This window comes from Mycobacterium sp. OAS707, assembly GCF_014873705.1.
In the GTDB taxonomy this organism is placed as follows: Bacteria; Actinomycetota; Actinomycetes; order Mycobacteriales; family Mycobacteriaceae; genus Mycobacterium.
The window spans coordinates 1,669,064-1,694,926 of record NZ_JADBDS010000001.1 but is presented as its reverse complement, the minus strand read 5'-3'; the positions used below and the strand labels follow the sequence as shown (position 1 = coordinate 1,694,926).

General features: G+C 65.5%; 28 protein-coding genes. 18 read left to right on the top strand and 10 right to left on the bottom strand.

The features are described 5' to 3' along the window. Nucleotides 1-337 precede the first annotated feature (337 nt). A complete protein-coding gene (locus GGC64_RS08395; protein WP_192721927.1) occupies nt 338-619 on the top strand; it encodes a hypothetical protein in 282 nt (93 codons plus the stop codon). A 147-nt stretch (nt 620-766) separates the two neighbouring features. Continuing rightward, the gene (locus tag GGC64_RS08390) at nt 767-2,200 is read left to right on the top strand and encodes a threonine/serine exporter ThrE family protein (RefSeq protein WP_225951209.1); all 1,434 of its coding nucleotides are present in this window, start codon (nt 767-769) and stop codon (nt 2,198-2,200) included. On the opposite strand, the gene GGC64_RS08385 is transcribed toward GGC64_RS08390, so the two are convergent. Further along, nucleotides 2,172-2,633, bottom strand: coding sequence for an OsmC family protein (locus tag GGC64_RS08385; RefSeq protein ID WP_192721926.1), 462 nt, complete (start codon nt 2,631-2,633; stop codon nt 2,172-2,174). The genes GGC64_RS08390 and GGC64_RS08385 overlap by 29 nt on opposite strands. A gap of 18 nt (nt 2,634-2,651) precedes the next feature. Between GGC64_RS08385 and GGC64_RS08380 the strand changes: the two genes are divergently transcribed. Further along, on the top strand, nt 2,652-3,158 hold the full coding sequence (locus GGC64_RS08380; protein ID WP_192721925.1) for a hypothetical protein: 507 nt from the start codon (nt 2,652-2,654) through the stop codon (nt 3,156-3,158). Between the two features lie 21 nt (nt 3,159-3,179). Here the strand turns inward: GGC64_RS08380 and GGC64_RS08375 are convergent, their stop codons facing one another. Next, nucleotides 3,180-3,470 (bottom strand): WhiB family transcriptional regulator, encoded by a 291-nt coding sequence (locus GGC64_RS08375; protein ID WP_015305128.1) that lies wholly within the window; start codon nt 3,468-3,470, stop codon nt 3,180-3,182. Between the two features lie 429 nt (nt 3,471-3,899). On the opposite strand from GGC64_RS08375, the gene GGC64_RS08370 reads away from it, so the two are divergent. The 3 genes from GGC64_RS08370 (at nt 3,900) to GGC64_RS08360 (ending at nt 6,532) form a co-directional block, all read left to right on the top strand. Then, entirely contained in the window at nt 3,900-4,670 is a 771-nt protein-coding gene (locus GGC64_RS08370) for a hypothetical protein (RefSeq protein WP_192721924.1), read from the top strand. Nucleotides 4,671-4,761: 91 nt separating this feature from the next. After that, nucleotides 4,762-5,340 carry a sigma-70 family RNA polymerase sigma factor gene (locus GGC64_RS08365; protein ID WP_210084267.1) on the top strand — a complete coding sequence of 193 codons (579 nt, stop codon included), beginning with the start codon at nt 4,762-4,764 and terminating at the stop codon, nt 5,338-5,340. Further along, nucleotides 5,333-6,532 (top strand): anti-sigma-D factor RsdA, encoded by a 1,200-nt coding sequence (locus tag GGC64_RS08360; RefSeq protein ID WP_192721923.1) that lies wholly within the window; start codon nt 5,333-5,335, stop codon nt 6,530-6,532. Before GGC64_RS08365 ends, GGC64_RS08360 begins: the two co-directional genes overlap by 8 nt. A gap of 15 nt (nt 6,533-6,547) precedes the next feature. Here GGC64_RS08360 and GGC64_RS08355 read toward each other — a convergent pair whose 3' ends face one another. Further along, complete coding sequence (locus tag GGC64_RS08355; protein WP_085192450.1) at nt 6,548-6,952, bottom strand: DUF5319 domain-containing protein; 405 nt, start codon at nt 6,950-6,952, stop codon at nt 6,548-6,550. A 157-nt stretch (nt 6,953-7,109) separates the two neighbouring features. Between GGC64_RS08355 and guaB the strand changes: the two genes are divergently transcribed. From guaB to phoU, 5 genes are all read left to right on the top strand, one after another. Continuing rightward, complete coding sequence (gene guaB, locus GGC64_RS08350) at nt 7,110-8,651, top strand: IMP dehydrogenase (RefSeq protein WP_192721922.1); 1,542 nt, start codon at nt 7,110-7,112, stop codon at nt 8,649-8,651. Nucleotides 8,652-8,705: 54 nt separating this feature from the next. After that, nucleotides 8,706-9,833, top strand: a complete 1,128-nt coding sequence (locus GGC64_RS08345) for a GuaB3 family IMP dehydrogenase-related protein (protein WP_192722460.1) — start codon at nt 8,706-8,708, stop codon at nt 9,831-9,833. An 83-nt stretch (nt 9,834-9,916) separates the two neighbouring features. Next, nucleotides 9,917-11,650 carry an FAD-dependent oxidoreductase gene (locus tag GGC64_RS08340; RefSeq protein ID WP_192721921.1) on the top strand — a complete coding sequence of 578 codons (1,734 nt, stop codon included), beginning with the start codon at nt 9,917-9,919 and terminating at the stop codon, nt 11,648-11,650. Nucleotides 11,651-11,745: 95 nt separating this feature from the next. Continuing rightward, nucleotides 11,746-12,174, top strand: a complete 429-nt coding sequence (locus GGC64_RS08335; protein WP_192721920.1) for a hypothetical protein — start codon at nt 11,746-11,748, stop codon at nt 12,172-12,174. Nucleotides 12,175-12,244: 70 nt separating this feature from the next. Then, entirely contained in the window at nt 12,245-12,904 is a 660-nt protein-coding gene (phoU, locus tag GGC64_RS08330) for a phosphate signaling complex protein PhoU (protein ID WP_192721919.1), read from the top strand. On the opposite strand, the gene GGC64_RS08325 is transcribed toward phoU, so the two are convergent. Continuing rightward, nucleotides 12,901-13,554, bottom strand: a complete 654-nt coding sequence (locus GGC64_RS08325) for a DedA family protein (RefSeq protein ID WP_192721918.1) — start codon at nt 13,552-13,554, stop codon at nt 12,901-12,903. The genes phoU and GGC64_RS08325 overlap by 4 nt on opposite strands. Before the next feature lie 131 nt (nt 13,555-13,685). Between GGC64_RS08325 and GGC64_RS08320 the strand changes: the two genes are divergently transcribed. The 6 genes from GGC64_RS08320 (at nt 13,686) to guaA (ending at nt 18,723) form a co-directional block, all read left to right on the top strand. Continuing rightward, nucleotides 13,686-14,543 carry an SDR family NAD(P)-dependent oxidoreductase gene (locus tag GGC64_RS08320; protein WP_192721917.1) on the top strand — a complete coding sequence of 286 codons (858 nt, stop codon included), beginning with the start codon at nt 13,686-13,688 and terminating at the stop codon, nt 14,541-14,543. Nucleotides 14,544-14,552: 9 nt separating this feature from the next. Beyond that, nucleotides 14,553-15,620 (top strand): dihydrodipicolinate reductase, encoded by a 1,068-nt coding sequence (locus GGC64_RS08315; protein WP_192721916.1) that lies wholly within the window; start codon nt 14,553-14,555, stop codon nt 15,618-15,620. Further along, nucleotides 15,617-16,198 (top strand): TetR/AcrR family transcriptional regulator, encoded by a 582-nt coding sequence (locus GGC64_RS08310; protein WP_192721915.1) that lies wholly within the window; start codon nt 15,617-15,619, stop codon nt 16,196-16,198. Before GGC64_RS08315 ends, GGC64_RS08310 begins: the two co-directional genes overlap by 4 nt. Before the next feature lie 146 nt (nt 16,199-16,344). Beyond that, complete coding sequence (locus tag GGC64_RS08305; protein WP_192721914.1) at nt 16,345-16,707, top strand: CD225/dispanin family protein; 363 nt, start codon at nt 16,345-16,347, stop codon at nt 16,705-16,707. Beyond that, nucleotides 16,707-17,114, top strand: coding sequence for a DUF2752 domain-containing protein (locus tag GGC64_RS08300; protein WP_192722459.1), 408 nt, complete (start codon nt 16,707-16,709; stop codon nt 17,112-17,114). The genes GGC64_RS08305 and GGC64_RS08300 overlap by 1 nt, the downstream gene beginning before the upstream one ends. A 49-nt stretch (nt 17,115-17,163) precedes the next feature. Beyond that, nucleotides 17,164-18,723, top strand: coding sequence for a glutamine-hydrolyzing GMP synthase (gene guaA, locus GGC64_RS08295; protein ID WP_192721913.1), 1,560 nt, complete (start codon nt 17,164-17,166; stop codon nt 18,721-18,723). Nucleotides 18,724-18,761: 38 nt separating this feature from the next. Here guaA and GGC64_RS08290 read toward each other — a convergent pair whose 3' ends face one another. From GGC64_RS08290 to GGC64_RS08265, 6 genes are all read right to left on the bottom strand, one after another. After that, entirely contained in the window at nt 18,762-19,532 is a 771-nt protein-coding gene (locus GGC64_RS08290) for a dienelactone hydrolase family protein (protein ID WP_192721912.1), read from the bottom strand. A gap of 91 nt (nt 19,533-19,623) precedes the next feature. After that, complete coding sequence (locus GGC64_RS08285) at nt 19,624-20,538, bottom strand: MerR family transcriptional regulator (protein ID WP_192721911.1); 915 nt, start codon at nt 20,536-20,538, stop codon at nt 19,624-19,626. Next, nucleotides 20,535-22,025 carry an NAD(P)/FAD-dependent oxidoreductase gene (locus GGC64_RS08280; protein WP_192721910.1) on the bottom strand — a complete coding sequence of 497 codons (1,491 nt, stop codon included), beginning with the start codon at nt 22,023-22,025 and terminating at the stop codon, nt 20,535-20,537. The genes GGC64_RS08285 and GGC64_RS08280 overlap by 4 nt, the downstream gene beginning before the upstream one ends. Before the next feature lies 1 nt (nt 22,026). Continuing rightward, complete coding sequence (locus GGC64_RS08275; protein ID WP_192721909.1) at nt 22,027-22,944, bottom strand: ferritin-like domain-containing protein; 918 nt, start codon at nt 22,942-22,944, stop codon at nt 22,027-22,029. Nucleotides 22,945-22,953: 9 nt separating this feature from the next. After that, nucleotides 22,954-23,784, bottom strand: coding sequence for an SDR family NAD(P)-dependent oxidoreductase (locus tag GGC64_RS08270; protein ID WP_192721908.1), 831 nt, complete (start codon nt 23,782-23,784; stop codon nt 22,954-22,956). Between the two features lie 5 nt (nt 23,785-23,789). Then, on the bottom strand, nt 23,790-24,767 hold the full coding sequence (locus GGC64_RS08265) for an alpha/beta hydrolase (protein WP_192721907.1): 978 nt from the start codon (nt 24,765-24,767) through the stop codon (nt 23,790-23,792). 19 nt (nt 24,768-24,786) lie between these two features. Between GGC64_RS08265 and GGC64_RS08260 the strand changes: the two genes are divergently transcribed. Continuing rightward, nucleotides 24,787-25,773, top strand: a complete 987-nt coding sequence (locus GGC64_RS08260) for a hypothetical protein (RefSeq protein WP_192721906.1) — start codon at nt 24,787-24,789, stop codon at nt 25,771-25,773. The last annotated feature ends 90 nt before the right edge of the window (nt 25,774-25,863 follow it).

The following is a 25,863-nucleotide window of genomic DNA, read 5'->3' as shown; positions in this document are numbered from 1 at the left end:
AAGGCTATCGCTGCTTCGCGATAAGGCGCCGCCGCGGCTACGCACATCGAGATAGCTGCACGACGCCGCGCACTGTGATTTGGCGGAACACTCGCATGCCTCAACCTGGCAGGTGTAACGCCCTGGAATCGTCCGGCGATAGGGAAAATAACGTGACAGTAAACTTTATTGACTACATGCCTCTACTGTCTATTTGCCTGATGAGTGCTGTATAACTGTTAAAAACGTGGTTACCAGCGATTACACAGTTTATAACGATTTTATTGATTGTTTGCCAAACGCCTAACAGGCGCTATTCTTGGCAAACCAGGGCAACAACAGGAGGGTGAAGGCAAGCATGAACAAGGCAACGAAGGCGGTCGGTGTTGGACTCGTCGCGGGCGGACTGTTGCTGGCAGCGCCGGCAGGAATGGCATTCGCAGACGGCGCGCTCGACTCGGCCGTGAGCGGCGCGAACGGCGCGGTGCAGAACATCGTGAACCAGAACAACAAGGGTCTGCAGGGCATCACCGCTATCAACAACGGTGGTCTGCAGAGCAACACCTCGCTCAACAACTCGGGCCTCCAGAATGGCGTTGGCTCCCTGAACGCCTGGTTGCAGAGCTTCCTCGGCAAGTAGTCCTGCGCCGCTGAGTAGCACGCGAAACACCCCCGGCTGTCCGCCGGGGGTGTTTTGCGGTGTGAGCGAAAACACCGGGAACTCTGGGAGATAACGGAACGAGCACCGGGGGCCCGCGCGTTGTGGTGTCCGAGTGAGCGGGAGTAAATGGAGGAAAGTGCAGTGCAGTTGACCCGTGGGCGCGCGGGCCAGCCGTGGGGGGCGCGTCAACGCGAAATCTTGAATCGAATAGTCCGGGAAACCGATCCGCCGACGGGCAGTCTGCCTCGGATCACCGATCCAGTGCGCAGCGAGCACGACGCTGCTTATCAGGAGCTTGTCGGTGAGGTGCTCGATCTGGCAGGCAACATCGGCGCCATTCTGATGGCCTCCGGTACGCCCGCTACGGCCACGATGGACCAGGTCGCGGCGATCGCCGCCGCGTACGGCATCGAGCGGTGCCAGGTCGACGTCATCAACACGACGATCCACGTCGCCGCATACCGTGGCCCGACGATGCCTGCGGCCACCACGTTGCACATCGTGCATGCCAGATCGATGGACTTCAGCCGGCTGGCGGCCGTTGACCGCCTGATCGGCCGGATCCGTGCGGGCGAGGTCCCGCCGTCGCAAGCCCGCAAGGAGCTCGACGCCATCGTCACCGCGCCGCATCCCTACAAGCGCTGGATCGCCACTCTCGCCTGGGGCGCGTTGGCGTTCGCGACCGCGGGCACGCTCGGCGCGGGCTGGCTGGTCTGTCTGGTCAGCGCTGTCAGTGCGATGACGATCGACCGCGTGAACCGGGTGCTCAACCGGCATGGGCTGCCGTTCTTCTTCCAGTACGCAGTTGGCGGTGCGATCGCGACTGCGCCCCCGATCCTGCTCTACGCGCTGAGCCCGAAGCTCGGATGGCACTTCGAACCGACGGTGGCCATCGCGGCCGGCCTGGTTGTTCTTCTTGCCGGCCTTTCGTTGGTGGGTTCGGTTGGTGACGTGATCACCGGGGCCCCCGTCACAGCTGCGGCGCGCTTCTTCGAATTGGTCATGTTGACAGCTGCGACGATCGCAGGCGTTGCATTCGTACTGCACCTCGCCAGCCGCTTCGGCGCGCCGTTCGTCGCCATCAGCGCCGATGCCCCGCCGGCCCTGGCAGAGTTCCCCGCACGTGTGGCATTCGGCGCGGCGAGCGCCGCGGCTTTCGCCTTGGCCTGCTATGCCGAGCGGTCCGCAGCCATGGCCGCGGCGTTCGGCGGCGCGGCGGGCACCATTGCGTTTCTTCTCGCTCAGGGAGCGGGCCTGGGCGCAGTGGTGGCATCGTTCGTCGCGGCAGTGCCGATCGGCCTGGTCGGCCGGCTGATGGAACGACGCAATCTGGCTCCGCCGCTTGTGGTTTCGATTACGGGCATCGTGCCCTTACTGCCTGGCCTTGCGCTGCTGCACGGCATCTATGCGGTTCTCAACGACCAGCACGCCGTTGGATTCGCTTCGGTGCTCGGTGCGCTCGCAATCGGCACCGCACTGGCGGCCGGCGTCACGCTGGGTGAGTGGAGTTCGTGGAAGGTCAGGCGGCGTCCTAGCTTGCGGCGTTCCGCGACGTCGTAGCGATGTCGATCTCCGACGTCAGGGTCTGATGAACGGGGCAACGTTCGGCGATCTGCAGCAGCCGCTCGCGTTGCGTGTCGTCGAGGTCTCCCACTAACTCGATGTCGAGATCGATGTGGTCGATGAAACCCTTGGTGGTCTCGCATTCGGCACAGTCCCTGGCGTGAATACGCTTGTGCCGCAACGTTACCCGAATACTCCTTAGCGGCCAGCCCTTGCGGTCGGCGTACATCCGTACTGTCATGGAGGTGCAGGCCCCGAGCGCGCCGAGCAGAAGATCGTAGGGCGTCGGTCCTGTGTCGTCGCCGATCGGCGCCGGCTCGTCGGCGACGAGCTCGTGGCGCCCCGCTGTGATCTGTCGGGTGAAAGTCCCCGAACCGGTCTCTGTGACGATCACCGTGCCTTCGGCCGATGCAGTCTCTGGTGTTGTCATGCCACCTATTGTCACTGGGTGATCGAGGACGCAGTCCAGTGGAAAGACGAGCTTGTCAGGGTCGCCGACCGACTGGAGGCGAAGACCAGGCAGACGCGGTGGACCGAGCGCACCGGCTTGCTGATCGAACGGGATTTCATCGTCGGTTCCTACGCGATGCGAAAGCTCGTCGATTCACACGGCGTGTCGGCGGAGATGTGTCGGCGTCACATCCCGGTCAGGCGATACGAGCTGACCGCGGCGCCGCCGCCTGATCCAGACGACATCTCGGGGTGCTACGACTTCGAGAACGGCCGTCGCAGCACGCTTTCGGTCACGGACCTGTGCCACGAGATCATGCACAGCTTCGCTTTCACGTTCTTTTGTGGTGAGACCGCGGACCTCTTCGATGGCATCTACGTGTCATCTGATCGCGACAAGAAGCGCCACCTCTACCTCGTGCTGGCATCGGACTTCATCGCGCTGTGTTCGGACGTGGCGGCAGAAGACCAGACGAAAAAGGCCCCACCCGGATCGCCGGAGTAGGGCCCTTTCGGTATGGGGTCTTCAGGAAGCGCGGCGGATCCCTCGCTTCAGCAACAATTCACGCTCAGATTCGGACAGGCCACCCCAGATGCCGTAGGGCTCGCCGACGGCCAAGGCATGGGCGCGGCACTGGGCGACGACGGGGCATTGACGACACATCTCTTTCGCGCGCATCTCACGCTGTGCGCGGGCCCGGCCACGTTCGCCGTCGGGATGAAAAAACATTGCCGAATCGACACCTCGGCACAGGCCGGACATCTGCCAATCCCAGATGTCGGCATTTGGTCCGGGTAGCTGCTGCGGCTGTGGCATAGGAAAACCCCTCTCTACCCACCCTTTTCGCGACAGATGGGCGCATGAGTTGTGTGGAACCGATCCGAGCACAAGTCGCCAATGACTACTCGTGCACACAAACTAGGGGCGCTCACGAAATTTCGTCAATAGCCCGATCATGTGCTCAACCACATAACCGCAGGCCGAGAATTTACATCACGTTCATCGTTGCGACCCTCCGGCAACGCCAGCGGTGGTAACGAAAGACCGGCACTGCAATCACGACTTGTGTTTTCGCTGTTCGCTTCTCGTCGCGTCGCAAACAAAGGCTGTGGCTACCTGAAGCCAGTTGACATCGATTTAACGTGGCGACCACGAACTGTTAACCGATCACAATTTTCGCAACTCGTCCGAGGCGTGCCCAGCGGTACCGGGTATTGCACGGCGTATTGATAGCGTCGCGACCCGATGAGCAGTCTCAGTGATGCGGCCTTCGGTGGCACACCGAATCTCTGGCCGTTGCCGGCGGCGTCCACTCCGCACGAGCTGTGGCTGCGTGCGGTGGCTGCGGGCGGGCAGGGCCGCTACGGCAACGCCATCGCGGATCTGGACGAGCTGTGCCGGACACAGCATCGCGGTCCGTTGGCGTCGCTGGCGCACAGCACCAGGGCGTCGTTCCTGCGTCAGCTCGGCTGGCACGACCGCGCCCGCGGCTGGGACGGGCGGGCACTGGCGCTGGCAGGTTCCGACCAAGAGGCGGGCGCTGACGCGCTCATCGGGCTGGCCGCCGACGCACTCGGCGTCGGCAGGCTAGCCGCCTCGGCTGTCGCGCTCCAGCGCGCCGGCGGGTTGGTCAGCGGATCAAGGTTGCCGGTCCGGCTGGCGTGGGTGTCTGCGGAGCTGGCGATGGCCTGCGGTGAGGGTGCCAGGGCCGTTGGCCACGCGGAACGCGCCGTCGAGTTGGCCGAGGCGCTCGGATCGGCCCGGCACGCGGTGAAATCGGAGGTCGTCAGGGCCGCGGCGTTGTGCAGTGCCGGCGAGCTGGATGCGTCCAGGGAGGTCGCCGATGCCGCACTACAGGACACCGAGCGGCTGGGAATCATCCCACTGCGCTGGGCGTTGGCCTGCTTGCTGGCCGACATCGGCAGCGCCCGTCACACAGCACCAGAGATGCTGAGGATTCGTAACGAATGCGCAGCTACGGTGCGTCGCCGGGGTGGCGACCTGGCGGAGCGCTGACAATGGTCACGCCTTGATGATCGTTATTGTTTAGCTGACGTCCACACCTCGGGGACGTGTCCCTCACGTAACGCTGGAGATACCACTCACGATGACATTTTCGGGAGAACGTCTCGATGCTGTCGTTGCTGAGGCGGTGGCTGGCAACAGGGACGCGCTCCGGGAGGTACTGGAGATCATTCGCCCGATCGTGGTTCGGTACTGCCGAGCCCGGGTTGGGACGACAGAGCGAAGTGGTCTTTCAGCCGATGACGTCGCACAGGAGGTGTGCTTGGCCGCCATCACGGCCCTGCCGCGCTACAAGGATCAGGGACGACCGTTCCTGGCCTTCGTGTATGGCATCGCTGCACACAAGGTTGCTGACGCGCACCGCGCGGCGGCCAGGAATCGTTCCGACCCGACAGACGTCGTGCCGGAGCGATATTCCCTGGAAGCGGGACCCGAGCAGATGGCTTTGGACTCCGAATCGGCCGCCAGGATGAACAAGCTGCTGGCCGTGCTGCCCGAAAAACAGCGCGAGATCCTGATCCTGCGCGTGGTCGTCGGGATGAGCGCCGAAGAGACCGCAGAGGCCGTCGGCTCGACGCCCGGCGCGGTCCGGGTCGCACAGCACCGGGCACTGGCCAAGCTGAAGTCTGAAATCAGCGCGACGGAGCACGGCCGTGCCTGACTTCGGACGCTGGAACGCGAGCGGCGGCGACCCGTCGCTCAATGAAATCAACCGCACGGACCGGTTCCTCGATGCACTGGCCGGTCAACAGCCGGTGTACTCGACCGAGCCGAGCGAGGCTGAACTCGCGCAGCTGCTGGCCGGTTGGCGCGACGAGATTCGCACTCCGCCGTTGATGCGGCCCGTGACGCCGCGCGATGCCGCGACGGCGTTGACGCGTGCAATCGACGCCCGCAAGCGCACCCGCTTCTCGATGGCTCTGGTCGGCTCGGTCGCCGCGGCCGTGTTGTGCATCGGCGGTTTCGGTGCCGTAATCGCGAGCTCCGGTCCCGGCGACGCGCTGTACGGCTTGCACACGGCATTGTTCGGCGAGCAGACCCGAACCGACCAGGTGACGCTCGCCTCGCAGCAACTGGCCGAGGTGCAGCAGCTGATCGACGAGGGTCAGTGGCAGGCCGCGCAGGACAAGCTGCAGGCTGTCACCACCACGGTGGCGACCGTCAATGACGTTGAGCAGAAACAAGAATTGGTCACGCAGTGGCAAGAGTTGACCGTCAAGGTCGACGCCAAGGACGCCGACGCGACGCTGCCGCCCGGTGCGCCACCGCCGCCGATGCCCGAGCCCGCTGTGGTTGCGCCGGATTCCAACACGGGGACGACTTCGTCGGTGACCGACAGCGCAACGTCGTCGGCGACCACCACTTCGTCTTCGCCGTCGGAGACGTCGTCTTCGTCGTCGGCCACCACGCCGAGTTCGTCGACATCGGGTTCGGCTTCTGCTGAACCGCCGCCGCCGAGTGGCACGCCGACCACGACCACGTCGTCGCCGACTCCGACGACAACGACCACGACGACAACGACTACTCACGCGGTCACGACGACCACCACGACCTCACCGGCTGTCATCGCCGGGCCGCCTGCGGGTGGCGGCGCACCGCCCGCGGGGGGCGACTCCGGTTCACCGGTCGCCGGCGGCGCCCAGGTCGTCGCGCCCCCGGTCACGGTTCCGTCAGAGGCGCCGCGTCAGCGCGCACCTGAGGCCCCGGCGATTCAGAGCCCGGCGACACAAAGCCCGGTGACGCAGAACCCGGCGCCTCAGAATCCGGTGGTCGAGAATCCGCCGTCAGTCAACATTCCGGTCACGACGACGACATGGGAGATGCCGCCGCCCAAAAAGCGCGGCGACGGCTGACAGCGGGTTTAGCCCTTAGCGATAACCGTCGGATTCCGACGTGGCTTCGTTGAGCGACGCGTCGGCATAGCCGCGGCAGTAATCCCAGGTCACGTAGGCATCGGGCTCGGGGTCGTAGGCCGGCTCGTGCGGACGTACGGTGCCGTCGACCAACAGCTGCAGCAGGTTGGCGCGCAGCATGTCCCAGTCGTGATAGTGGTCCTGCTGGCATTCGTCGCAGCACACCACGAGACCACGAATTCCCTTGTGCGCCAACAGCGCTTCGTAGACCGCCAGATCGGCGAGATCGGCCTCGACCGCTGTCCGCTCCTGCGGGTCAAGCGGCTGGCCAGGCTCGAGTGCATCAAGCGCCGCCGAGGGGTCGCACGGGTCATCGGCGAACGGATCGGGCGGCAAACCCGGTGGCAGGTGATCTCGCACGAGTCCACACTACGCAGCAGCCCTGGCATCGCGCCAGCCGTTGGCAACCTCGTTACCTGCGTGTCCGCAAGCCAGTGTGGGGCCGAAGCGGTGACTTCATTGCCGATAAGATGGATGTCTAGCTCGACGACTGTGCTTGTCACGGGAAGGCCCGCCCATGTCGATTGCTGAAAGCAGCATTCCCATCGCCGTTCCGGTGCCGACCGGCGGCGATGACCCGACCAAGGTCGCCATGCTCGGGCTCACGTTCGACGACGTACTGCTGTTGCCCGCCGCTTCAGATGTGGTGCCCGCCACGGCCGACACCTCCAGCCAGCTCACCAGAAAGATCCGCCTGCGGGTGCCGTTGGTCAGCTCGGCGATGGACACCGTCACCGAGTCCAGGATGGCCATCGCGATGGCCCGCGCGGGCGGCATGGGTGTGCTGCATCGCAACCTGCCCGTCGCAGAGCAGGCCGGCCAGGTCGAGACGGTCAAGCGCTCAGAGGCCGGCATGGTCACCGACCCGGTCACATGCTCGCCGGACAATACGCTGGCCGAGGTCGACGCGATGTGCGCGCGGTTCCGGATTTCCGGGCTGCCGGTGGTCGACGCCGACGGCGCGCTTGTCGGCATCATCACCAACCGCGATATGCGATTCGAGGTCGACCAGTCCAAGCCCGTCTCCGAGGTGATGACGAAGGCCCCGTTGATCACCGCGCAGGCCGGCGTCTCCGCCGAGGCCGCGCTAGGACTGTTGCGCCGCCACAAGATTGAGAAGCTGCCGATCGTCGACGGACACGGCAAGCTGACCGGGCTGATCACCGTCAAGGACTTCGTCAAGACCGAACAGTTCCCGCTGTCCACCAAAGACAGCGACGGCCGGTTGTTGGTCGGCGCCGCGGTCGGTGTGGGCGACGACGCGTGGACGCGCGCGATGACCCTGGCGGATGCGGGCGTCGACGTACTTGTGGTGGACACCGCACACGCACACAACCGCACGGTGCTCGAGATGGTGCACCGGGTCAAGACGGTGCTGGGCGATCGGGTCGAGGTGATCGGTGGCAATGTCGCCACGCGCACCGCGGCCGCCGCACTGGTCGATGCGGGCGCCGATGCGGTGAAGGTCGGGGTCGGCCCCGGCTCCATCTGCACCACGCGCGTGGTCGCAGGAGTTGGCGCACCCCAGATCACCGCGATCCTCGAGGCCGTCGCCGCCTGTGCGCCACACGGCGTGCCGGTCATCGCCGACGGCGGATTGCAGTACTCCGGCGACATCGCCAAGGCGTTGGCCGCCGGCGCGTCCACTGCGATGCTGGGCTCGCTGCTGGCGGGCACCGCCGAGTCGCCTGGCGAGCTGATCTTCGTCAATGGCAAGCAATTCAAGAGCTACCGCGGCATGGGCTCGCTCGGTGCGATGCAGGGCCGTGCCGGCGCCAAGTCATATTCGAAGGACCGCTACTTCCAAGACGACGCGCTCTCCGAGGACAAGCTGGTGCCGGAGGGCATCGAGGGCCGGGTGCCGTTCCGCGGGCCGTTGTCGACGGTGATCCACCAGCTCACCGGCGGCCTGCGCGCGGCCATGGGGTATACCGGTTCGGCGACTATCGAGCAGTTGCAGCAGGCGCAGTTCGTGCAGATCACCGCGGCGGGCCTGAAAGAGAGCCATCCGCACGACGTCGCGATGACCGTCGAGGCGCCCAACTACTACGCCCGCTGAAGGGTGGGCGCGCTGATGTGCGCGTGCGTGAAGAGGAGATGACCCATGCGAGACATGGTTGAAATCGGCATGGGCAGAACCGCCCGTCGCACATACGAACTCGGCGACATCAACATCGTGCCGTCGCGGCGCACGCGGTCGTCGCAGGATGTGTCGACGGCCTGGCAAATGGACGCGTACCGATTCGAGATCCCGGTGGTGGCGCATCCGACCGACGCGCTGGTCTCACCGGAGTTCGCGATCGAACTCGGGCGATGCGGTGGGCTCGGCGTGCTCAACGGCGAAGGGTTGATCGGCAGGCACGCCGACGTCGAGGAGAAGATCGCTCAAGTTCTCGAGGCCGCCGAGAAGGAACCCGAGCCGTCGGCGTCGATTCGACTGCTGCAGCAATTGCATTCGGCGCCACTGGATCCCGAGCTGCTTGGCGCAGCGGTCGCGCGGATCCGTGAGGCAGGCGTGACGACAGCGGTGCGGGTGAGTCCGCAGAACGCGCAGTCGCTGACGCCGGCGTTGGTCGCCGCGGGCATCGACTTGTTGGTCATCCAGGGCACCATCATTTCGGCCGAACGCGTCGCGCAGGACGGCGAGCCGCTGAACCTGAAGACCTTTATCTCCGAGCTCGACGTGCCGGTGGTCGCGGGCGGCGTGCTCGACCATCGCACGGCGCTGCACCTGATGCGCACCGGCGCCGCCGGCGTGATCGTCGGCTACGGTTCGACCTCCGGCGTCACGACGAGCGACGAGGTGCTTGGCATCAGCGTGCCGATGGCGACGGCGATCGCCGATGCGGCTGCGGCCCGTCGCGAATATCTCGACGAGACCGGCGGGCGCTATGTGCATGTGCTGGCCGACGGGGACATCCACACTTCCGGCGACCTGGCCAAGGCCATCGCGTGCGGAGCCGACGCGGTGGTGCTCGGCACGCCGCTGGCGACGGCGGCCGAGGCGCTTGGCGGCGGCTGGTTCTGGCCGGCCGCGGCTGCCCACCCGTCGCTGCCGCGCGGCGCGCTGCTGCAGGTGGCCATCGGTGAGCGGCCGCCGCTCGAGCAGGTGCTCGGCGGCCCGTCGGACGACCCGTTCGGCTCGCTGAACCTGGTCGGCGGGCTGCGCCGGTCAATGGCGAAGGCCGGTTATTGCGACCTCAAGGAGTTCCAGAAGGTCGGCCTGACCGTCGGGTCCTGATTTCCGCTGCTCGGCGACGCGTCGCTTTACAAATTAGGCCCCCCTGTCTAGAACTTTGCGAGCGCTAAGTCCATACTGGTCGCATGCGACCTGACTATGACGTTCTGATCATTGGTTCGGGGTTCGGGGGAAGTGTCACCGCGCTGCGGCTCACCGAGAAGGGCTATCGCGTCGGGGTGCTCGAGGCGGGCCGACGGTTCAATGACGAAGACTTCGCCAAGACCTCGTGGAACCTGCGCAAGTTCCTGTGGGCGCCGAAGCTCGGCATGTACGGCATTCAACGAATCCATCTGCTGCGCAACGTCATGATCCTGGCAGGCGCCGGCGTGGGCGGCGGTTCCCTGAACTACGCCAACACGCTGTATGTGCCGCCGGAGCCGTTCTTCAACGATCCCCAGTGGAAGAACATCACCGACTGGCGCGCCGAGTTGATGCCCCACTACGACCAGGCTCAGCGGATGCTCGGCGTGGTCAAAAACCCGACGTTCACCGACGCCGACCGCGTGATGAAAGAGGTCGCCGACGACATGGGCGTCGGTGACACCTTCGTGCCGACACCGGTCGGGGTGTTCTTCGGGCCGGACGGTGAGAAGGTGCCGGGCAAAACCGTGCCGGACCCGTACTTCGGTGGCGCCGGGCCAGCCCGCACCGGATGCATCGAATGCGGTTCCTGTATGACGGGCTGCCGCTACGGCGCCAAGAACACGTTGGTCAAGAATTACCTCGGGCTCGCGGAAAGAGCTGGGGCAGAGGTCATTCCGATGACCACTGTGACCGGTATCGAGCCGCAGTCCGACGGGTCATGGAAGGTCCGCACTGCCAGAACGGGCTTGCTGCCGCTCAAGCGGCGCACGTACACCGCCTCGCATGTGGTGCTCGCTGCGGGCACGTGGGGCACGCAGAAGCTGCTTTTCAAGATGCGCGACAAGGGCAAGTTGCCCAAGCTGTCCGACAGGCTCGGCGTGCTGACTCGGACGAATTCCGAGTCGATCGTGGGTGCGGGCCGCTTCACCGTGGCGCCCGACCTCGACCTCACGCACGGTGTCGCGATCACCTCGTCGATCCATCCGACGTCGGACACACACGTCGAGCCGGTGCGATATGGCAAGGGCTCGAACGCGATGGGACTGTTGCAGACGCTGATGACCGACGGCGACGGGCCGCAGGGGACTGACGTTCCGCGGTGGAAGCAGTTCTTCCAGCAGGCCGGTGAGGATCCCCGAGGAATGATTCGGTTGCTCAACCCTCGGCGGTGGAGCGAGCGCACGATGATCGCGCTGGTGATGCAGCATCTCGACAACTCCATCACCACCTTCACGCGGCGCACCAGGCTCGGCATCCGACGGCTTGACAGCAAGCAGGGCCACGGCCAACCCAACCCGTCGTGGATCCCGGCAGGCAACGAGGTCACTCGTCGGATCGCCAAGAAGATCGATGGCGTGGCGGGCGGTACCTGGGGCGAGCTGTTCAACATCCCGTTGACCGCGCACTTCCTTGGCGGGGCCGCCATCGGCGATACGCCCGAGCACGGCGTCATCGACCCGTACCAGCGGGTGTACGGCTACCCGACGCTCTCGGTGCACGACGGTGCCTCGATTTCTGCGAATCTTGGTGTGAATCCGTCACTTTCGATCACCGCGCAGGCCGAACGGGCGGCGTCGCTGTGGCCGAACAAGGGTCAGGTGGACCAACGCCCGGCACAGGGCCAGCCATACAAGCGGCTCGCACCCATTCCGCCGGAACATCCTGTCGTGCCAGCCGACGCGCCTGCGGCGCTGCGCCAGCTGCCCATCGAACCGGTTAGCTCAGCGGGCTGACAGGCAGCTCTACGTAACGGTTCTGGTGCCTGTCACTGGCCGGCAGGTATGAATCTCGCTGTCCGATCGTAACTTTGCGAGGAAGCGAGAGCCCGTTGTCGTTGATCACTGCCCATATCCGCAAGCGCGCATCCCTGAGCGTCGGCATCACCGCCGTCGCGGCCGGGGTGCTCTCGGTGGCGTGCAGCACGAGCGCGACACCCGCGCCGACCGCGACTACCACGACAACAACGACCACGGCGACTTCGGCCGCGGCGTCAGGTGGCGGCCACCATGAAAAGCACGACTCGTCGGGCGGGTCAGGTGGTGGTGCAGCCCAAGCTTCCGAAACCGACACCGTCACAGTCGCTCCCAACACGGTGACGAATACCGAAACCGACGTGCAGACGACAGTGCAAACCACCGTCCAGACGTCGGTGGCGACGGAGACTCAGACAGTCACTGCGACGCCGACATGGCAGCAACGCGACCAATTTGGACACACCGACAACCGCAACCAGTTCGGCACCCAGCAAGGCCACTGATCCGCACCGGTTTGCGTCGCTCCGGCTTGGGTACTTGCTACGCGAGTACCCTGAGACCGGAGGTCAGACCATGCGGACAACCTTTCACGAGGAGCTTTCCGCACTGTCCGCGCAAGTTGGCGACATGTGCGGGCTGGCCGCCGACGCGATGGAACGCGCCACCGAAGCGCTACTGGGCGCCGACCTATCGGTGGCCGAGCAGGTCATCGCCGACCATGAGCACATCGTCGCGATGAGCAGAAAGGCCGAGGCAAGCGCGATCAAACTGCTCGCGACGCAGCAACCGGTCGCGGGTGACTTGCGGACGATTGTGGGTTCGCTCCACATCGGCGCCGACGTCGAGCGGATGGGCGCGCTGGCGGTGCACGTCGCCAGAATCTCCCGGCTGCGGCATCCGGAATGCGCGCTGCCCGATGATGTGCGCGCCAGTTTCTCCGAGATGGGTTACAGGGCAGTGAAATTGGCGCGGATGGCCCGAGAGGTGCTGATTTCGCGCGACCCCGAAAAGGCCGTACAACTGCGCGCCGAGGACGACGCCGTCGACGCCGAACACCGCCACCTGTTCACGCTGCTGATCGATCACAAGTGGCAGGACGGGGTGTGTTCGGCGGTCGACGTCGCGCTGCTCGGCCGGTTCTACGAACGCTTCGCCGACCATGCCGTCGAGATCGGCAAGCGGGTGGTGTTCGAGGCGACGGGCGGGTTGCCCGACCACAAACAGATGGCTTAGTGCTTCTTCAGCGATTCCCAGTCGTGCTTGTCTTCTAGGTGGGCGATCGCCTTGGCGGTGCGTTCGCGCAGCAACAGCGTCATGCCGATACCGATGAGCACCGCGACTACGAGCGCGATCCACGAAAACCTCGACAGCCACTTCTCGGCGGCCAGCCCGAGATAGTAGACAACTGCGGTGGTGCCGCCGGCCCAGCACAGCGCGCCGCTGGCATTGGCGGCAAGAAAACGCGGATAGGGCATCTTCAACGCGCCGGCGAGCGGGCCTGCCAAGATCCGCAACAGCGCGATGAAGCGACCGAAGAAGACCGCCCAGACACCCCAGCGGTGGAACAGCTGTTTGGCCAGCGCGACGTGACCGGTGCCGAAGTGTTTGGGGAAGCGGTTGCCGAGGCGTTCGAACAGCGACATGCCGTACCGGTGACCGATCGAGTACCCGATCGTGTCGCCGATGATGGCTCCGATCGTGGCGGACGCGCCGACGGCCACCGGGCTGATGTCGAGGGTATGACGGGATGCCAGCAGGGCGGCACTGACGAGCACGATCTCCCCGGGCAGCGGGATGCCAAGGCTTTCGATGCCGATGACGGCCCCGACGATGAGGTAGATGGCCAGCGGAGGGATCGTCTGCAGGATCGCGTCGACATTCACACCGCTAAGGATGCACCATCGACGTCGCACAACCCAGCTAATGCGCCGCCATGCGATCCCTGCGCGAATTGCGCTGTCCGCGAAGTCGAGAAACGCTCCGACAAAACATTGAGTGCTTTATGGTTCTGCGAATGGGCGCACTCGACGGGAAGATCGCGATCGTCACGGGCACGAGTAGGGGCGTTGGCGTCGGCATCGCGCACGAACTGCTGCGTGCAGGCGCCACCGTGATCGGCTGCTCGCGCTCGAAAATCGACGAGCTGCCGGGCATCACACCCGAGTGGTCGTCGCGCTGCGCCCAAATGACGTGCGATCAAGGCGATTACCGCGCGATCGATGAGTTTGTCTCCGAGGTGGTTGCGACCTACGGCCGCATCGACATCCTGGTCAACAACGCCGGCGGCACGGTACCTACCCCGCACGTCGAGGAGGTGCCGTCGTTGGTTTCGAAGATCCAGGGCGCGCCACGTAGCGACGACGAATTCGAGCGCACCGTGCTGTTTCACTCGTTCGCGATCCAAATGAACCTGATCAGCCCGTTGTGGTTCGCGATTCGGGTGTACCGGCAGATGCGCGAACAGGACGGCACCGGGTCGATCATCAACATCTCCAGCGGCGCTGGGCATCCCGCTGGTTCACCGACGCTGGTGTCCTACGGCGCCGCCAAGGCGGGCCTCAACCAGCTGACCCGTTCGCTGGCCGAGGAGTGGGGGCCGCGCGTGCGGGTCAACGCGCTGGCCCTCGGCCCGACGATGACCGACAACTTCCGCAGCTTCGTATTGCCCAAGGACGATCCCGACGGTGCGCAGTATTTCCGCAGCGTGCCGCTCGGACGCGCGGGGGAGCCCGCGGAAGTCGGTCGCACCTGCGTGTTCTTGTGCAGCGGCGCAGCCGATTTCATCAACGGCACCACCATCGAGATCGACGGCGGCATGCTGCCCGGTGTGCTCTACGAGGCCGGCCTCAAAACCATCACCGATCTGCTCTAGGGAATCCACGTGCGACGAGTCATCCAATACTCCACCGGAAACGTGGGCCGCCATGCGCTGCGCACGATCATCGAACGCCCCGACCTGGAACTGGTCGGCGTGCACGCCAGCGGCGCGCAGAAGGTGGGCCGCGACGCCGCGGAGTTGTGCGGACTGACGACGCCGAGTGGCGTGGTGGCGACCGACGACATCGACGCACTCGTCGCGCTGGGTGCGGACTGCGTGGTGTACACGTCACAGGCAGAGATGCGCCCGAGCGAGGCCATCGATGAGATCTCCCGATTCCTCGTGGCGGGTACCAATGTCGTTGGGACGTCCATGGTCTGGCTGGTCGCGCCCGGGTACGCCGACGGGTGGCTACGCGAGCCCCTGCAGTTCGCATGCGAGGCGGGCGGCACGTCGTTGTACATCAACGGCATCGATCCCGGCTTCTCCGGCGATACGTTGGTGTACACCGCGCTGAGTCTGGCGGCGCGTGCCACCGCGATCACCGTGCAGGAGATCTTCGACTACGGCACCTACGACGATGCCGAATTCACCGGCGTCAGTATGGGATTCGGTACGACACCCGATCACACCCCGATCATGTTCGCGCCAGGGGTGCTGAGGTCGCTGTGGGGTGGGCAGGTCAAAAGTCTCGCCGAGTGCCTCGGCGTCGAGCTCGACGACGTTCGCGAGCGTCATGAAACCTGGGTGACTCCAGAGCCGATCGCGTGCACGATGATGACAGTCCCAGCGGGTGGAGTGGCTGCCGTCCGGTTCGCAGTCGAGGGCGTGCGTGCCGGGGAGCCCATCATCACCATGGAGCACGTCAATCGGCTTACCGACATCGCAGGACCGGACTGGGCGTATCCGCCTGACGGTCGCGCTGGCGTGCACCGCGTCACCGTCGCGGGTGACCCCGGCGTCGAGATCAACGCACATGTGGGGCTGGCCGGCGTCGACCACAACCAAGGCGGCGTGATCGCCACCGCCGCCCGCGCCGTCAACATGATCGAACCGGTGTGCACCGCACCCAGTGGACTGCTGGCCGCCCGTGATCTGCCCGCAGCGCATATCCGCGGTGTGATGCGGTGACACAACTGCGTGCCGAGCGCACCCGCGCACTGGTGATCGACGAGACGATTCGCTGCATCCTCGACGAGGGGTTCGCCGCTGCCAGCGCCAAACACATCACCGAGCGGGCCGGGGTGACATGGGGTGTCGTGCAGTATCACTTCGGGGACCGCGACGGCCTGCTGATGGCGGTCGTGGACAAGGGCTTCGCCGAACTGACCGCGGCGCTGCGCGGCCTGCCGCTCGCCGCCGAAAACGTCGGTGACCGAGCAGAATTCGTCGTCAACGCGGCTTGGGAGGCGTTCTCCAGCCCGACGTCGATGGCGGCGCTGGAGATCCTGATCGCCACCCGCGCCATGCGGGATACCGGGGCCAGTGCGCACCTTGCCACGCTCGGCGCCACGATGGCCCGGTTGGGCAAGCACATCGGCGAAGGCCTTCACGCGCGCCACGCGGCGGCGATCGGCAATCTGATCTGGGCGACGCTGCGCGGGCTCGTGGTGGCCACGCTTGTGGTGTCGGAGCCGGTGGACACCCGCCGTGAGCGACGCGCGCTGGTGGACATGATCACCCACTACGTCGAGGGCGTCTCTGCGTGACCGGCCTGCGGTGACGAGGCCGTATCGGTGCTGTGGCGGCTTGATTCACCACGCAAACAGCAAATCGGTGCCTTATATTGAGCGGGTTTCACAGCGGCGCTCGCAAACCCGTGACGCCAGTTGGTTCTAGAAAAAGGACTTACTACATGACGTATCAGCCGCCCCCACCGCCGCCGTCCGGACCTCCGCCCTATGGACCCCCGCCCTATGGACAGCCGCCGTACGGAGCGCCGCAGGGTGGCTACCCCGTGCAACAGCCGGACAGCAACCTCGTGTGGGGCATCCTGTGTGCGCTGCTGTGCTGTCTGCCGCTGGGCGTCGTGTCGATCTTCTACGCGAGCAAGGTTTCGGGGCTGTGGGTGCAGGGTCGCTACGCCGAGGCCCAAAGCGCCGCCGACAGCGCCAAGAAGTGGGCCATCTGGGGCGCCGTGGCAGGCGTCATCGGGCTCATCATCTACGGCGTCCTCGCCGTCGCCGGTGGGCTATCCGGCTACATGTCCGTTTCGTGATGCACGTCCACCCGCTTGCTGCGCCGTTGGCGGTCGCCGCCGCGGCGGCGGGCGGGTGCGCCGTCATCTGGGCGGCCAACCCGACGATCCCCGGCGGGATCCTGCCGGTCTGCCCGACGAAGGCGCTGCTGGGCATAGATTGCCCGGGCTGCGGGAGCCTGCGGATGATCTATTCCCTGCTCCACCTTGATTTCGCCTCCGCGGCGCACTACAACGCTCTCGGTCTGGTGGCGGTGTTACTGCTGGTGTGGGCATTCGCGGCGTGGACGTACGGGAGGGTGGTGGGCAGGCAGGTGCGCAGCTGGCAGCACCTGCGATGGTCGGCGCCGACGGTTCTCGCGTTGACGGTCGTGTGGTTTGTGGTGCGCAACTTGGGTTTTGGGCCGTTTCCAGCGCTGCATGTCTGAAGCGTCGACGTCACGGCGCGCGTTTTGCCCAGCCAACTAGACTGAGTCGGTGGAATCAGCATCGCCTCGCCCCGTGTTGGTGGTCGACTTCGGCGCGCAATACGCGCAGCTCATCGCCCGCCGCGTCCGGGAAGCCAGGGTGTTTTCGGAGGTCATCCCGCACACCGCCAGCGTCGAGGACATCAAGGACAAGGACCCGCAGGCCATCGTGTTGTCGGGTGGACCGGCCAGCGTGTACGCCGACGGCGCGCCGCAACTGAATCCCGCGATGTTCGACCTCGGGGTCCCGGTGTTCGGCATCTGCTACGGGTTTCAGGCGATGGCACAGGCACTCGGCGGAACGGTCGCGAAGACCGGAACCAGCGAGTACGGCCGTACCGACCTGAATGTGTCTGGGGGACAGCTGCATTCGGATCTACCGACGACCCAACCGGTGTGGATGAGTCATGGCGACGCCGTCACCGCCGCTCCCGATGGGTTCGATGTGGTGGCCACCAGCGCCGGCGCCCCGGTGGCGGCGTTCGAGAACCGGGAGCGGCGCCTGGCGGGTGTGCAATATCACCCCGAGGTGATGCACACGCCGCACGGACAGCAGGTGCTCAGCCGGTTCCTGCACGAGTTCGCGGGTATCGACTCGTCCTGGACGCCGGCCAACATCGCTGACTCGCTGGTCGAGCAGGTGCGCAACCAGATCGGCAACGGCAGGGCTATCTGCGGACTGTCGGGCGGCGTGGACTCCGCCGTGGCCGCAGCGTTGGTTCAGCGCGCCATTGGCGATCGGTTGACCTGCGTCTTCGTCGACCACGGCCTGCTTCGTGCGGGCGAACGCGCACAGGTGCAGCGTGATTTCGTCGCCGCCACCGGGGCCAACCTGGTGACTGTCGACGTCGCCGACCGGTTCCTCGAAGCGCTGGCCGGGGTCACCAACCCGGAGGGCAAGCGCAAGATCATCGGCCGCCAGTTCATCCGCGCGTTCGAGGGTGCTGTCCGAGACATCGTGGGTGACAGCGGTTCTGACGTCGAGTTTCTGGTGCAGGGCACCCTTTATCCGGACGTCGTCGAATCCGGCGGCGGCACAGGCGCGGCCAACATCAAGAGCCACCACAACGTCGGCGGGCTTCCCGACGATCTGAAGTTCAAACTCGTCGAGCCGCTGCGGCTGCTGTTCAAGGACGAGGTGCGCGCGGTGGGCCGCGAACTTGGTCTGCCCGAGGAAATCGTTGCGCGCCAACCATTTCCGGGGCCCGGTCTCGGCATCCGGATCGTCGGCGAGGTCACTGCCGCCCGGCTGGACACGCTGCGCCGCGCGGACTCGATTGCCCGCGAGGAGTTGACCGCGGCGGGCCTGGACAACCAGATCTGGCAGTGCCCGGTGGTGCTGCTGGCCGACATCCGGTCGGTCGGCGTGCAGGGCGACGGCCGCACCTACGGCCACCCGATCGTGCTGCGTCCGGTGTCCAGCGAGGACGCGATGACCGCCGACTGGACGCGGGTGCCCTACGAGGTGCTCGAACGCATCTCCACACGCATCACCAACGAAGTTCCCGAGGTGAACCGGGTTGTGCTGGACGTCACCAGCAAGCCGCCCGGCACCATCGAGTGGGAGTAACTTCTCTTTGTGAAAGTCGCCCGCCCCATGTGCAGTGCTTAGTGGCTCGCGGACGAAGCTCCAACTGTCTCATCGAGCAGGTCTAGCACCGCCTGCCAGGCCCGTGTCGCGTGCAAAGCGTGATGACCGACGCCGGGCACGGTGGCGACGACGTGGGTGGTGCCACCGGTCAATGAACCGTCGGGATGCGTCGGAGCGGCCCAGAAGGCATGCTTGGCTCCACCGTAAACGTTTACGCGCCAATCAACTCCGGCATCCTGAAGCGCACTGGCGAACGCGAACAGTTGATCGGGAGTGCAGAGGGGGTCCTCGGAGCCTGTGCATAGCAAGTAGGCTCCGCCCACGTTGTTCCAGTCTTCGGCGCGCGCGGCTGGCAGGCCCGGATGGATCACGGCGACTGCCTTGAATGGCACTCTCGCGCTGGCAAGTTCGAGCACGATCCGGCCACCGGCACCGTATCCGAGCGCTGCGAGCCGGTCGTGGTCTGCGCCGGGTACAGCGAGTAGAACGTCGAGCGCAGCACGGCCGATGGCGTGCATGCGGGTGGGGTCAGCCATCAGGGGCATAACCCGCGCCAACATCGCTTGCGGGTCGCCGAAGAACGTCCGGCCAGCGTGGTAATCCATCGCGAGGGCGAGGTAGCCGTGCTTGGCGAGGTCGTCGGCGCGGCCGCGTTGATAGTCATCTAGACCGATTCCATCGTGTCCGATGAGCACTGTCGGCCAGGGACCCTTGCCGTCTGGCCGTGCCAAGTGGGCCACCATCGTCAGACCGTCGACGTCGTAGGTGACCTCCTGCGTGACGATCATGTGGCCAACGCTAACCAGGATTTGTGCACCTCAGCGCCGCGTTCGCCCTAAGCTGACCGACCCCATCATCGGAGGTGCTTCGACCAGGCTGCTACGCGTCCGCGTCGGGCGCCGCCGCGACATAGTCGGCGAGGATGCGGCTGACCAGTTCCTCGATCGTCGACTCGATGGACGACGCCAGCGTCGCGGTGACCGCCGCCACCGCCTGCGTCCGGAACCGCACCAGCATCGTGATCAACTCGGCGACCTCGGTGTCGTCGGGCAGTCCTACGCCGGGTTTGATCCGATCCTGCACGTGCTCGAGGCCCGCCTGCACCAGGATCGCACTGATCTGGTCGACCAGAGGCAGCACCTGTTCGTGGATGTCGATGAGCTTGTCGATGGACACCCCGTACTCGCGGATGTCGTTGAACGCCTCGATCAGCTTGGGCCGCACCACGATTGCGTCGTCATCCTCGAGCCGAATCAACCCAGCCCCGACCAGCCGGTCGAACGCGGCGTCGTCGTCGATCAGCCGACGCGCGTCGACGACCGTCATCGTCTGCGGCTTCTCCGCCGCCCAGGTGCCCGCGATCGCCGACTCCAGCCCGAGCACCGAGCCCAGATCCTTGCCCTGCTCCCAGGCGCTGAGCATCTCATTGACGTGGGCGATGTTGTAGCCGCGGTCCAGCAGCGACGTGATCAGCCGCAACCGGGTCAGATGCGTGTCGTTGAACAGGGCCAGCCTGCCGACGCGCAGCGGAGGGTGCAGCAACCCGCGATCGCGATACACGCGGATGTTGCGGGTCGTCGTGCCCGCCAGCCGGGCCAGGTCATCGATGCGGTATTCGCCCGACGCGGCGACCCCGTGCGGGTGGACGGCGGCGTCGAACAACTGCGCTACCGCCGTCTCGATGACGTCGCGTGAGCCGCGCTGGACCCGGCGGCGAAGGTTTGTCAGCACCGTGGAAATCGCACCGGACTGCTGCCGCGGCTTGCGCGACGACGCGTCCGGCCTGGTGGTCATGCTTGTACGCGGGCACCGATCGCGTCGTGCGCGACCGCCTCGTAGTCACCGAACCGGAAGTCCCGCATCTGTCGAAGATACTGCGTGGCAAAGCCGGGATACATCGCGGCGTTGAATCCGTCGGCGGTCAGGTACCAGCTGCTGCAGCCCGACATCCATGTCGTCTTGGCCAGCCGCTTCTGAATGCGGTCGTTGTAGCGCAGCTGCACGTCCGCGCGCACATCGAGATAGCGCAGATTCTCATTGAGAATCGTGGTGATGGCACGCACGGCGTAGTCGAGCTGTCCCTCGACATAGACCAGCAGCGAGTTGTGGCCAGGACCGGAGTTGGGCCCCGTCATGAAGAACAGGTTCGGGTAGCCGTGCGCGTTGATGCTCTTGTACGCCTGTGCTCCGCCGGCCCACTCCTGCGCCAGGGACCGGCCACCGATTCCGGTGACCGGATACGGCGGCCCCGTCAGATGCACGTCGTAGCCGGTGGCGAAGACGACGCAGTCGACGTGATGCTCGATGCCGTCGCTGGTGCGGATTCCGGCCGGGCTCATCGTGGCGATCGGCCAGTCGATGAGCTTGCAGTTGTCACGCTGCAACGCGGGGTAGTAGTCGCTGGAGATCAGCATCCGCTTGCACCCCGGCGTGAAGTCGGGTGTGAGCTGGCGCCGCAGCCATGGGTCCTTGACCTGGCGGCGTAGGTGGGCCTTGCCGAGCCTGGCCACCAGCCCCGTCAGCGGAGTGTCCCACACCAGTGCCGTCGCCGAGATCTCGTGTCCCCAGAACAGGGCTTGTCGCGCGAGTTGTTGTACCGCAGGCACTTTCGCGAACAGTTCCTGAGCTTTGGCGGGCGTGGCCAGGTCGAGCCTTGGCAGCACCCAGCCCGGTGTGCGCTGGAAGACCTTGACGAACTGCGCCTCCTTGACGAGTTCGGGGATGATCTGCACCGCGCTAGCGCCGGTTCCGATGACCGCGACCCGCTTGCCGGTGAAGTCGTAGGTGTGATCCCAACGGGCGCTGTGGATCTTGTGACCCTCGTAGGTGTCCAGGCCGCGGATCGCCGGCCAGTCATGGTCGGGTAACGGACCCGACGCCAGCACGACGGTGCGAGCCCGGAAGCTGTTGCGCCCGTTCGCCTTTACTGTCCACAGGCCTTGGGTTTCGTCGAATTCCAGCGCGTTGACCTCGACCCCGAACTGGATCTTGGGTTCAAGGCCGAAGTCGGACACCGTGTCCTCGATGTGCTTGCAGATCTCGTCGGCCGGTGAGTAGGCGCGAGACCAGGCCGGGTTGTGGACGAACGAGAACGAATACAAAAGCGAGGGGATGTCGCAGGCGGCACCGGGATAGGTGTTGTCGCGCCAGGTTCCGCCGACGCGGTCGGCGCGCTCGAGGATGACGAAGTCGTCGACGCCCGCTTCGGTCAGCTTGATCGCTGCGCCTACGCCGGTGAAGCCGGCACCGACGATCAGCGTGTCGTATACGTGAATGGGCATGTCAGGCCGCCGGCTCGTGGGTGACCTCTTTGACCCAGCTCGGTACTGAGGGCAGCAGCGGCCTCGGATAACGGTCGGAGAGCCAGACCATCGAATTCGCCAGCAGGTGGTACGGGTGACGCGGGTTGGTGACCACGCCTGCGTAACGCCTCAGGAACCGGTATGTCGGTACGCGACTGGTGTATTGGCCCCGATCACCCAGCTCCTTGAACCGCTTGACGGCCCGGTAAAGCCGCTCGGGTTCCATGCCCATGGCCGTGATCTCGTTGCGGATCCGGTTGATCAGCGGTGCGCCCATGATCGCGCCGATGATGAGACCGGGAGTCGCGTTGTGGCCGATGAAGTCGATCAACATCCGCCGGATCTTGGCGTGCCCGATCATGTCGAGCACCTCGAAATCGACGACGAGGTGCCGGGACTCGTCGTTGTTGATCTTCTCGAAGACCTGATGGCACACGGGATCGTGCACTTCGTCGAGAAGGAACTTCAGCAGCGCGCCGTCAAGGGCGACCTCCAGCATCGGGATCACCGTGCCGAGCAACGACAGCGGCATGTCGTCGGCCCAGCGGTCCAACCAGTCGATGGCCAACCGGATGTTGACGTTCGGCTCGGGCACTTCACCGTCGGAGAGCATGCCCCACCGCTTCATCAGTGCCAGTTCGGCATTGGCGTGCCGTTGCTCCTCGGCGTGGAAGTAGCGATAGATCTCGGCGATGGTGGGCGTCGGCGCCTTCTTGGCCAGCGCGGCGAAACCCCGTGCGCCGATGTTCTCGATCCAGCACAGGTCGGCCATGAATGCCTTCAACTGTGGGCGCTGCTCGTCGGTGATCATCTCGGCGCCCGGTGCATCCCAGTCGATGTCGGCCAGCGCCCATTGGCGGTCCTTGATCTTGGCCAGCATGACATCCATGTCGATCATCGCGTCCTCCTACGTCGTCACGCGGTTGGCGAGGCCGGCGGCGCGGGTGTACACCGTCGGAGTGAAACGCTTGATGCCCCAGCCGATCCGGGCATCGGGTTGCGGCATGCAGTACAGGCCGCCGCGGTCGTTGGTGTCCAGGCACATCCGGGCCACGCGTTCGGACGAGAAGCCCGTCCAGCGCATCAGCCGATCGGCGAGTTGGCTGGATTGTGCTGTGATGCGGCCGGATTCGACGATATTGGTCTTGACGAACGTCGGGCAGAGCACGGTGACATTCACCCCGGTGCCGGACAGTTCGGCGGCAAGCGTCTCGGACAGCGAGAGCACGCCTGCCTTGCTGACGTTGTAGGCGGCCATGCCGGGTGCGGCGCCGAACGCCGCAGCCGATGCCACGTTGATGATGCCGCCGAAGCGCGCTTCCCGCAGAATCGGCGTGAATACATGGCAGCCGTTGATCGGACCCCACAGGTTGATGCTCAGCACCCAGTTCCAGTCATCGAGGCTGGTTTCACCGATCGCCGTGCCGCCCGCGCCGACGCCGGCGTTGTTGATGACGAGCGTCGGCGGCCCGCCGAACCAGTCCTGCGCATCAGCGGCGAGACGTTGCACTTCGTCGACCTGGGTTACGTCGCATTTGGTGGCCAGTGCGCTTCCGCCGTCGGCGATGATCGCGTCGGCCGTTGTACGGGCTGCTTCTTCATCGATGTCGCTGCAGACGACGCGACCGCCGCGGCTCGCCAGTTCTGTCGCGAACGCAGCGCCGATGCCGCTGCCCGCTCCGGTGATGACAGCGGCGGCATCGTGGCTGCGCTTCTTCGAAGTTCCGAACAGTCCCATGCGGATCACCCCGCGGCCTTGTCTTTTTGGTTGTGGCGCAATGCATGTGCGATGAAGCCCGCGATATGGCGCATGGCCGGGCGGGCCTCCGGGCTGATTCGCGGGAGCGCCTGGAAGACGTGCACCTGGTCGGGCCAGATCTGCAGTTCGCACTGTCCGCCTGCGGAGCGGATGTGGTCGGCTAGCGCGATCGCGTCAGCGGCCAGCATCTCGGCTCCGCCGGCCTGGATCAGCGTCGGCGGAAGGATGCGCCCGGCCGCGACGTCGAGCTTCAGCCGGGGATGGCTGGAATCGATGTCCGCGCAGTACAACTCGATGAGACGGATGGCGTCGCGAGAGCGGACGGCCGGATCGCTGCGCAGTCGTTCGCGGGTGCGGGCGAGGGTGAACGTCAGGTCGATCGCGGGGGAGAGCAATACCGCGCCCGCCGGGTGGACGACGTCGGGTTGCAGGAGCAGGTCGACCGACAGATGCCCGCCTGCGGAGTCGCCGGCCACGATGGTGCATTCGGGCGAAATCCCATAGTCACCGGTCAGCCAGTCCCACCCGGAGCGGACATCGTCTGCGGCAGTGGGGAATCGGTACTTTGGCGCCAGGCGGTAGTCGATGCTGAATACCGGGATTCCGGTCAGGCGGGAGAGCCACGAGGCCAGCCGTCGATGTGTCCGTGGCGAGCACAGGGCATAGCCGCTGCCGTGAACGAAATAGATTGCGGCATCGGCAGGACCGTGGGGCACCCCGGCGCCGTAGACCCATTCGCCGACGACGCGGCGGCCATCGGAGGTCCTGGTGTCGACGGGGATGACGTGGGTGCCGGTGAGCGACGGCCCGAACGTGTCCATCACGCGGGCGATGATCTGGCGAGACAGCCAGATGCCCCATGCCGGTTCGGAGGGAATCACGGCGGCGATCTGCCGGAGGGTCAGGCTGCTGACTGCTGCGGCGCCGCGGGAACGGAGCGATCCGCGCTCATCATTGAGCATCGCTGGAGTACAGCACCGAATGATGACATTTGTCAATGTCACCATCGATCAATGGGAACTTATGCGGCCCCTGACCAGTGGTATCGCTAAATGTAGGGAAGGTTCCCCGATGCCGCTGACCTTCTCAGCGGCGCAGACTGTTGCAATGAATGAGGTCTACCTGGCATTCCAGATCAAGTCCGACAACACGCCGTGGTTGGCCGTGGGGCTGATCGCAGTAATTGCGGGAGTTATCGCATGGGGCCTTTGGATGACGTTCATCGGATCGAGGCAAACCAAGATTCGTGGCCAGGCGCTGACTGGAACCGCGCGGGTCTTGGGAGTGAAAACCCGTGGGGCCGTGGGTGACGCGGTTCAGGGTGCCCAGCGGGTCGTGTGTCGAATACGTCTGAGCGTGGAAGTCCCGGGTCGCGAACCCTACGAAGCGACGGCTCGGCAGAATTTCCGTCCGCGGACGCTCGACGCCATCCATGTCGGCAGGACGGTCGCGGTGCAGGTTGATGCCGGCAATCCGCAACGCGTGCGGATCGATCTCAGTCGACCGCCGGAGGCGGGATCCGCTTCGATGCAAACAGTTTTCAATGCGCCGCCCGTGGTCAGTTTCAACCAGTCGAGTTGGTCGCCGCAGACAGGATGGTCGGGTTCGCCGCCGTCCGGCGACATTGCGGACCAACTCAAGACAGTCTTCGGGAATCCGTTCATATCCGCGGCAGACTTACTGGCGACCGGTCAGCGCGTACCGGCGGTGTTGAAATCGTTCGCTCCTACCGGAACGACGGCGCGCAGTCTTGGCAGGACTGCCAGCAGACCCGAACTCATTGATGCTCCGCACTACATGCTCGAGGTCGAACTGCACTTTCCGCACCTGGCACCGATGACTGGCCGAGCCGTTCAGGCGGTGCCGGTGTCCCAGGTGCCCAACCTCGCCATCGGCCTTCAGTTGACGTGCGCGGTGGACCCGGCTGACCCCACGCACCGTTTCGTCGTGGACTGGGCCGGCATCTGATCGTCGCTTGACGGTGTCGGTGGGTGGGTGTTTACTCGAGACATCGAACATACATTCGAAAATAGAGTGATTCTGATGATGCAGGAGGTG

Coding starts and splice junctions, on each gene's coding strand:
- GGC64_RS08290 (WP_192721912.1), bottom strand. CDS start 19,532: ATGATCGTCACGCAGGAGGTCACCTACGACGTCGACGGTCTGACGATG.
- guaB (WP_192721922.1), top strand. CDS start 7,110: ATGTCGATTGCTGAAAGCAGCATTCCCATCGCCGTTCCGGTGCCGACC.
- GGC64_RS08385 (WP_192721926.1), bottom strand. CDS start 2,633: ATGACAACACCAGAGACTGCATCGGCCGAAGGCACGGTGATCGTCACA.
- GGC64_RS08395 (WP_192721927.1), top strand. CDS start 338: ATGAACAAGGCAACGAAGGCGGTCGGTGTTGGACTCGTCGCGGGCGGA.
- GGC64_RS08340 (WP_192721921.1), top strand. CDS start 9,917: ATGCGACCTGACTATGACGTTCTGATCATTGGTTCGGGGTTCGGGGGA.
- GGC64_RS08345 (WP_192722460.1), top strand. CDS start 8,706: ATGGTTGAAATCGGCATGGGCAGAACCGCCCGTCGCACATACGAACTC.
- GGC64_RS08375 (WP_015305128.1), bottom strand. CDS start 3,470: ATGCCACAGCCGCAGCAGCTACCCGGACCAAATGCCGACATCTGGGAT.
- GGC64_RS08260 (WP_192721906.1), top strand. CDS start 24,787: ATGATGACATTTGTCAATGTCACCATCGATCAATGGGAACTTATGCGG.
- GGC64_RS08370 (WP_192721924.1), top strand. CDS start 3,900: ATGAGCAGTCTCAGTGATGCGGCCTTCGGTGGCACACCGAATCTCTGG.
- GGC64_RS08265 (WP_192721907.1), bottom strand. CDS start 24,767: ATGCTCAATGATGAGCGCGGATCGCTCCGTTCCCGCGGCGCCGCAGCA.
- phoU (WP_192721919.1), top strand. CDS start 12,245: ATGCGGACAACCTTTCACGAGGAGCTTTCCGCACTGTCCGCGCAAGTT.
- GGC64_RS08390 (WP_225951209.1), top strand. CDS start 767: ATGGAGGAAAGTGCAGTGCAGTTGACCCGTGGGCGCGCGGGCCAGCCG.
- GGC64_RS08365 (WP_210084267.1), top strand. CDS start 4,762: ATGACATTTTCGGGAGAACGTCTCGATGCTGTCGTTGCTGAGGCGGTG.
- GGC64_RS08305 (WP_192721914.1), top strand. CDS start 16,345: ATGACGTATCAGCCGCCCCCACCGCCGCCGTCCGGACCTCCGCCCTAT.
- GGC64_RS08300 (WP_192722459.1), top strand. CDS start 16,707: ATGCACGTCCACCCGCTTGCTGCGCCGTTGGCGGTCGCCGCCGCGGCG.
- GGC64_RS08320 (WP_192721917.1), top strand. CDS start 13,686: ATGGGCGCACTCGACGGGAAGATCGCGATCGTCACGGGCACGAGTAGG.
- GGC64_RS08275 (WP_192721909.1), bottom strand. CDS start 22,944: ATGATCGACATGGATGTCATGCTGGCCAAGATCAAGGACCGCCAATGG.
- GGC64_RS08270 (WP_192721908.1), bottom strand. CDS start 23,784: ATGGGACTGTTCGGAACTTCGAAGAAGCGCAGCCACGATGCCGCCGCT.
- GGC64_RS08285 (WP_192721911.1), bottom strand. CDS start 20,538: ATGACCACCAGGCCGGACGCGTCGTCGCGCAAGCCGCGGCAGCAGTCC.
- GGC64_RS08280 (WP_192721910.1), bottom strand. CDS start 22,025: ATGCCCATTCACGTATACGACACGCTGATCGTCGGTGCCGGCTTCACC.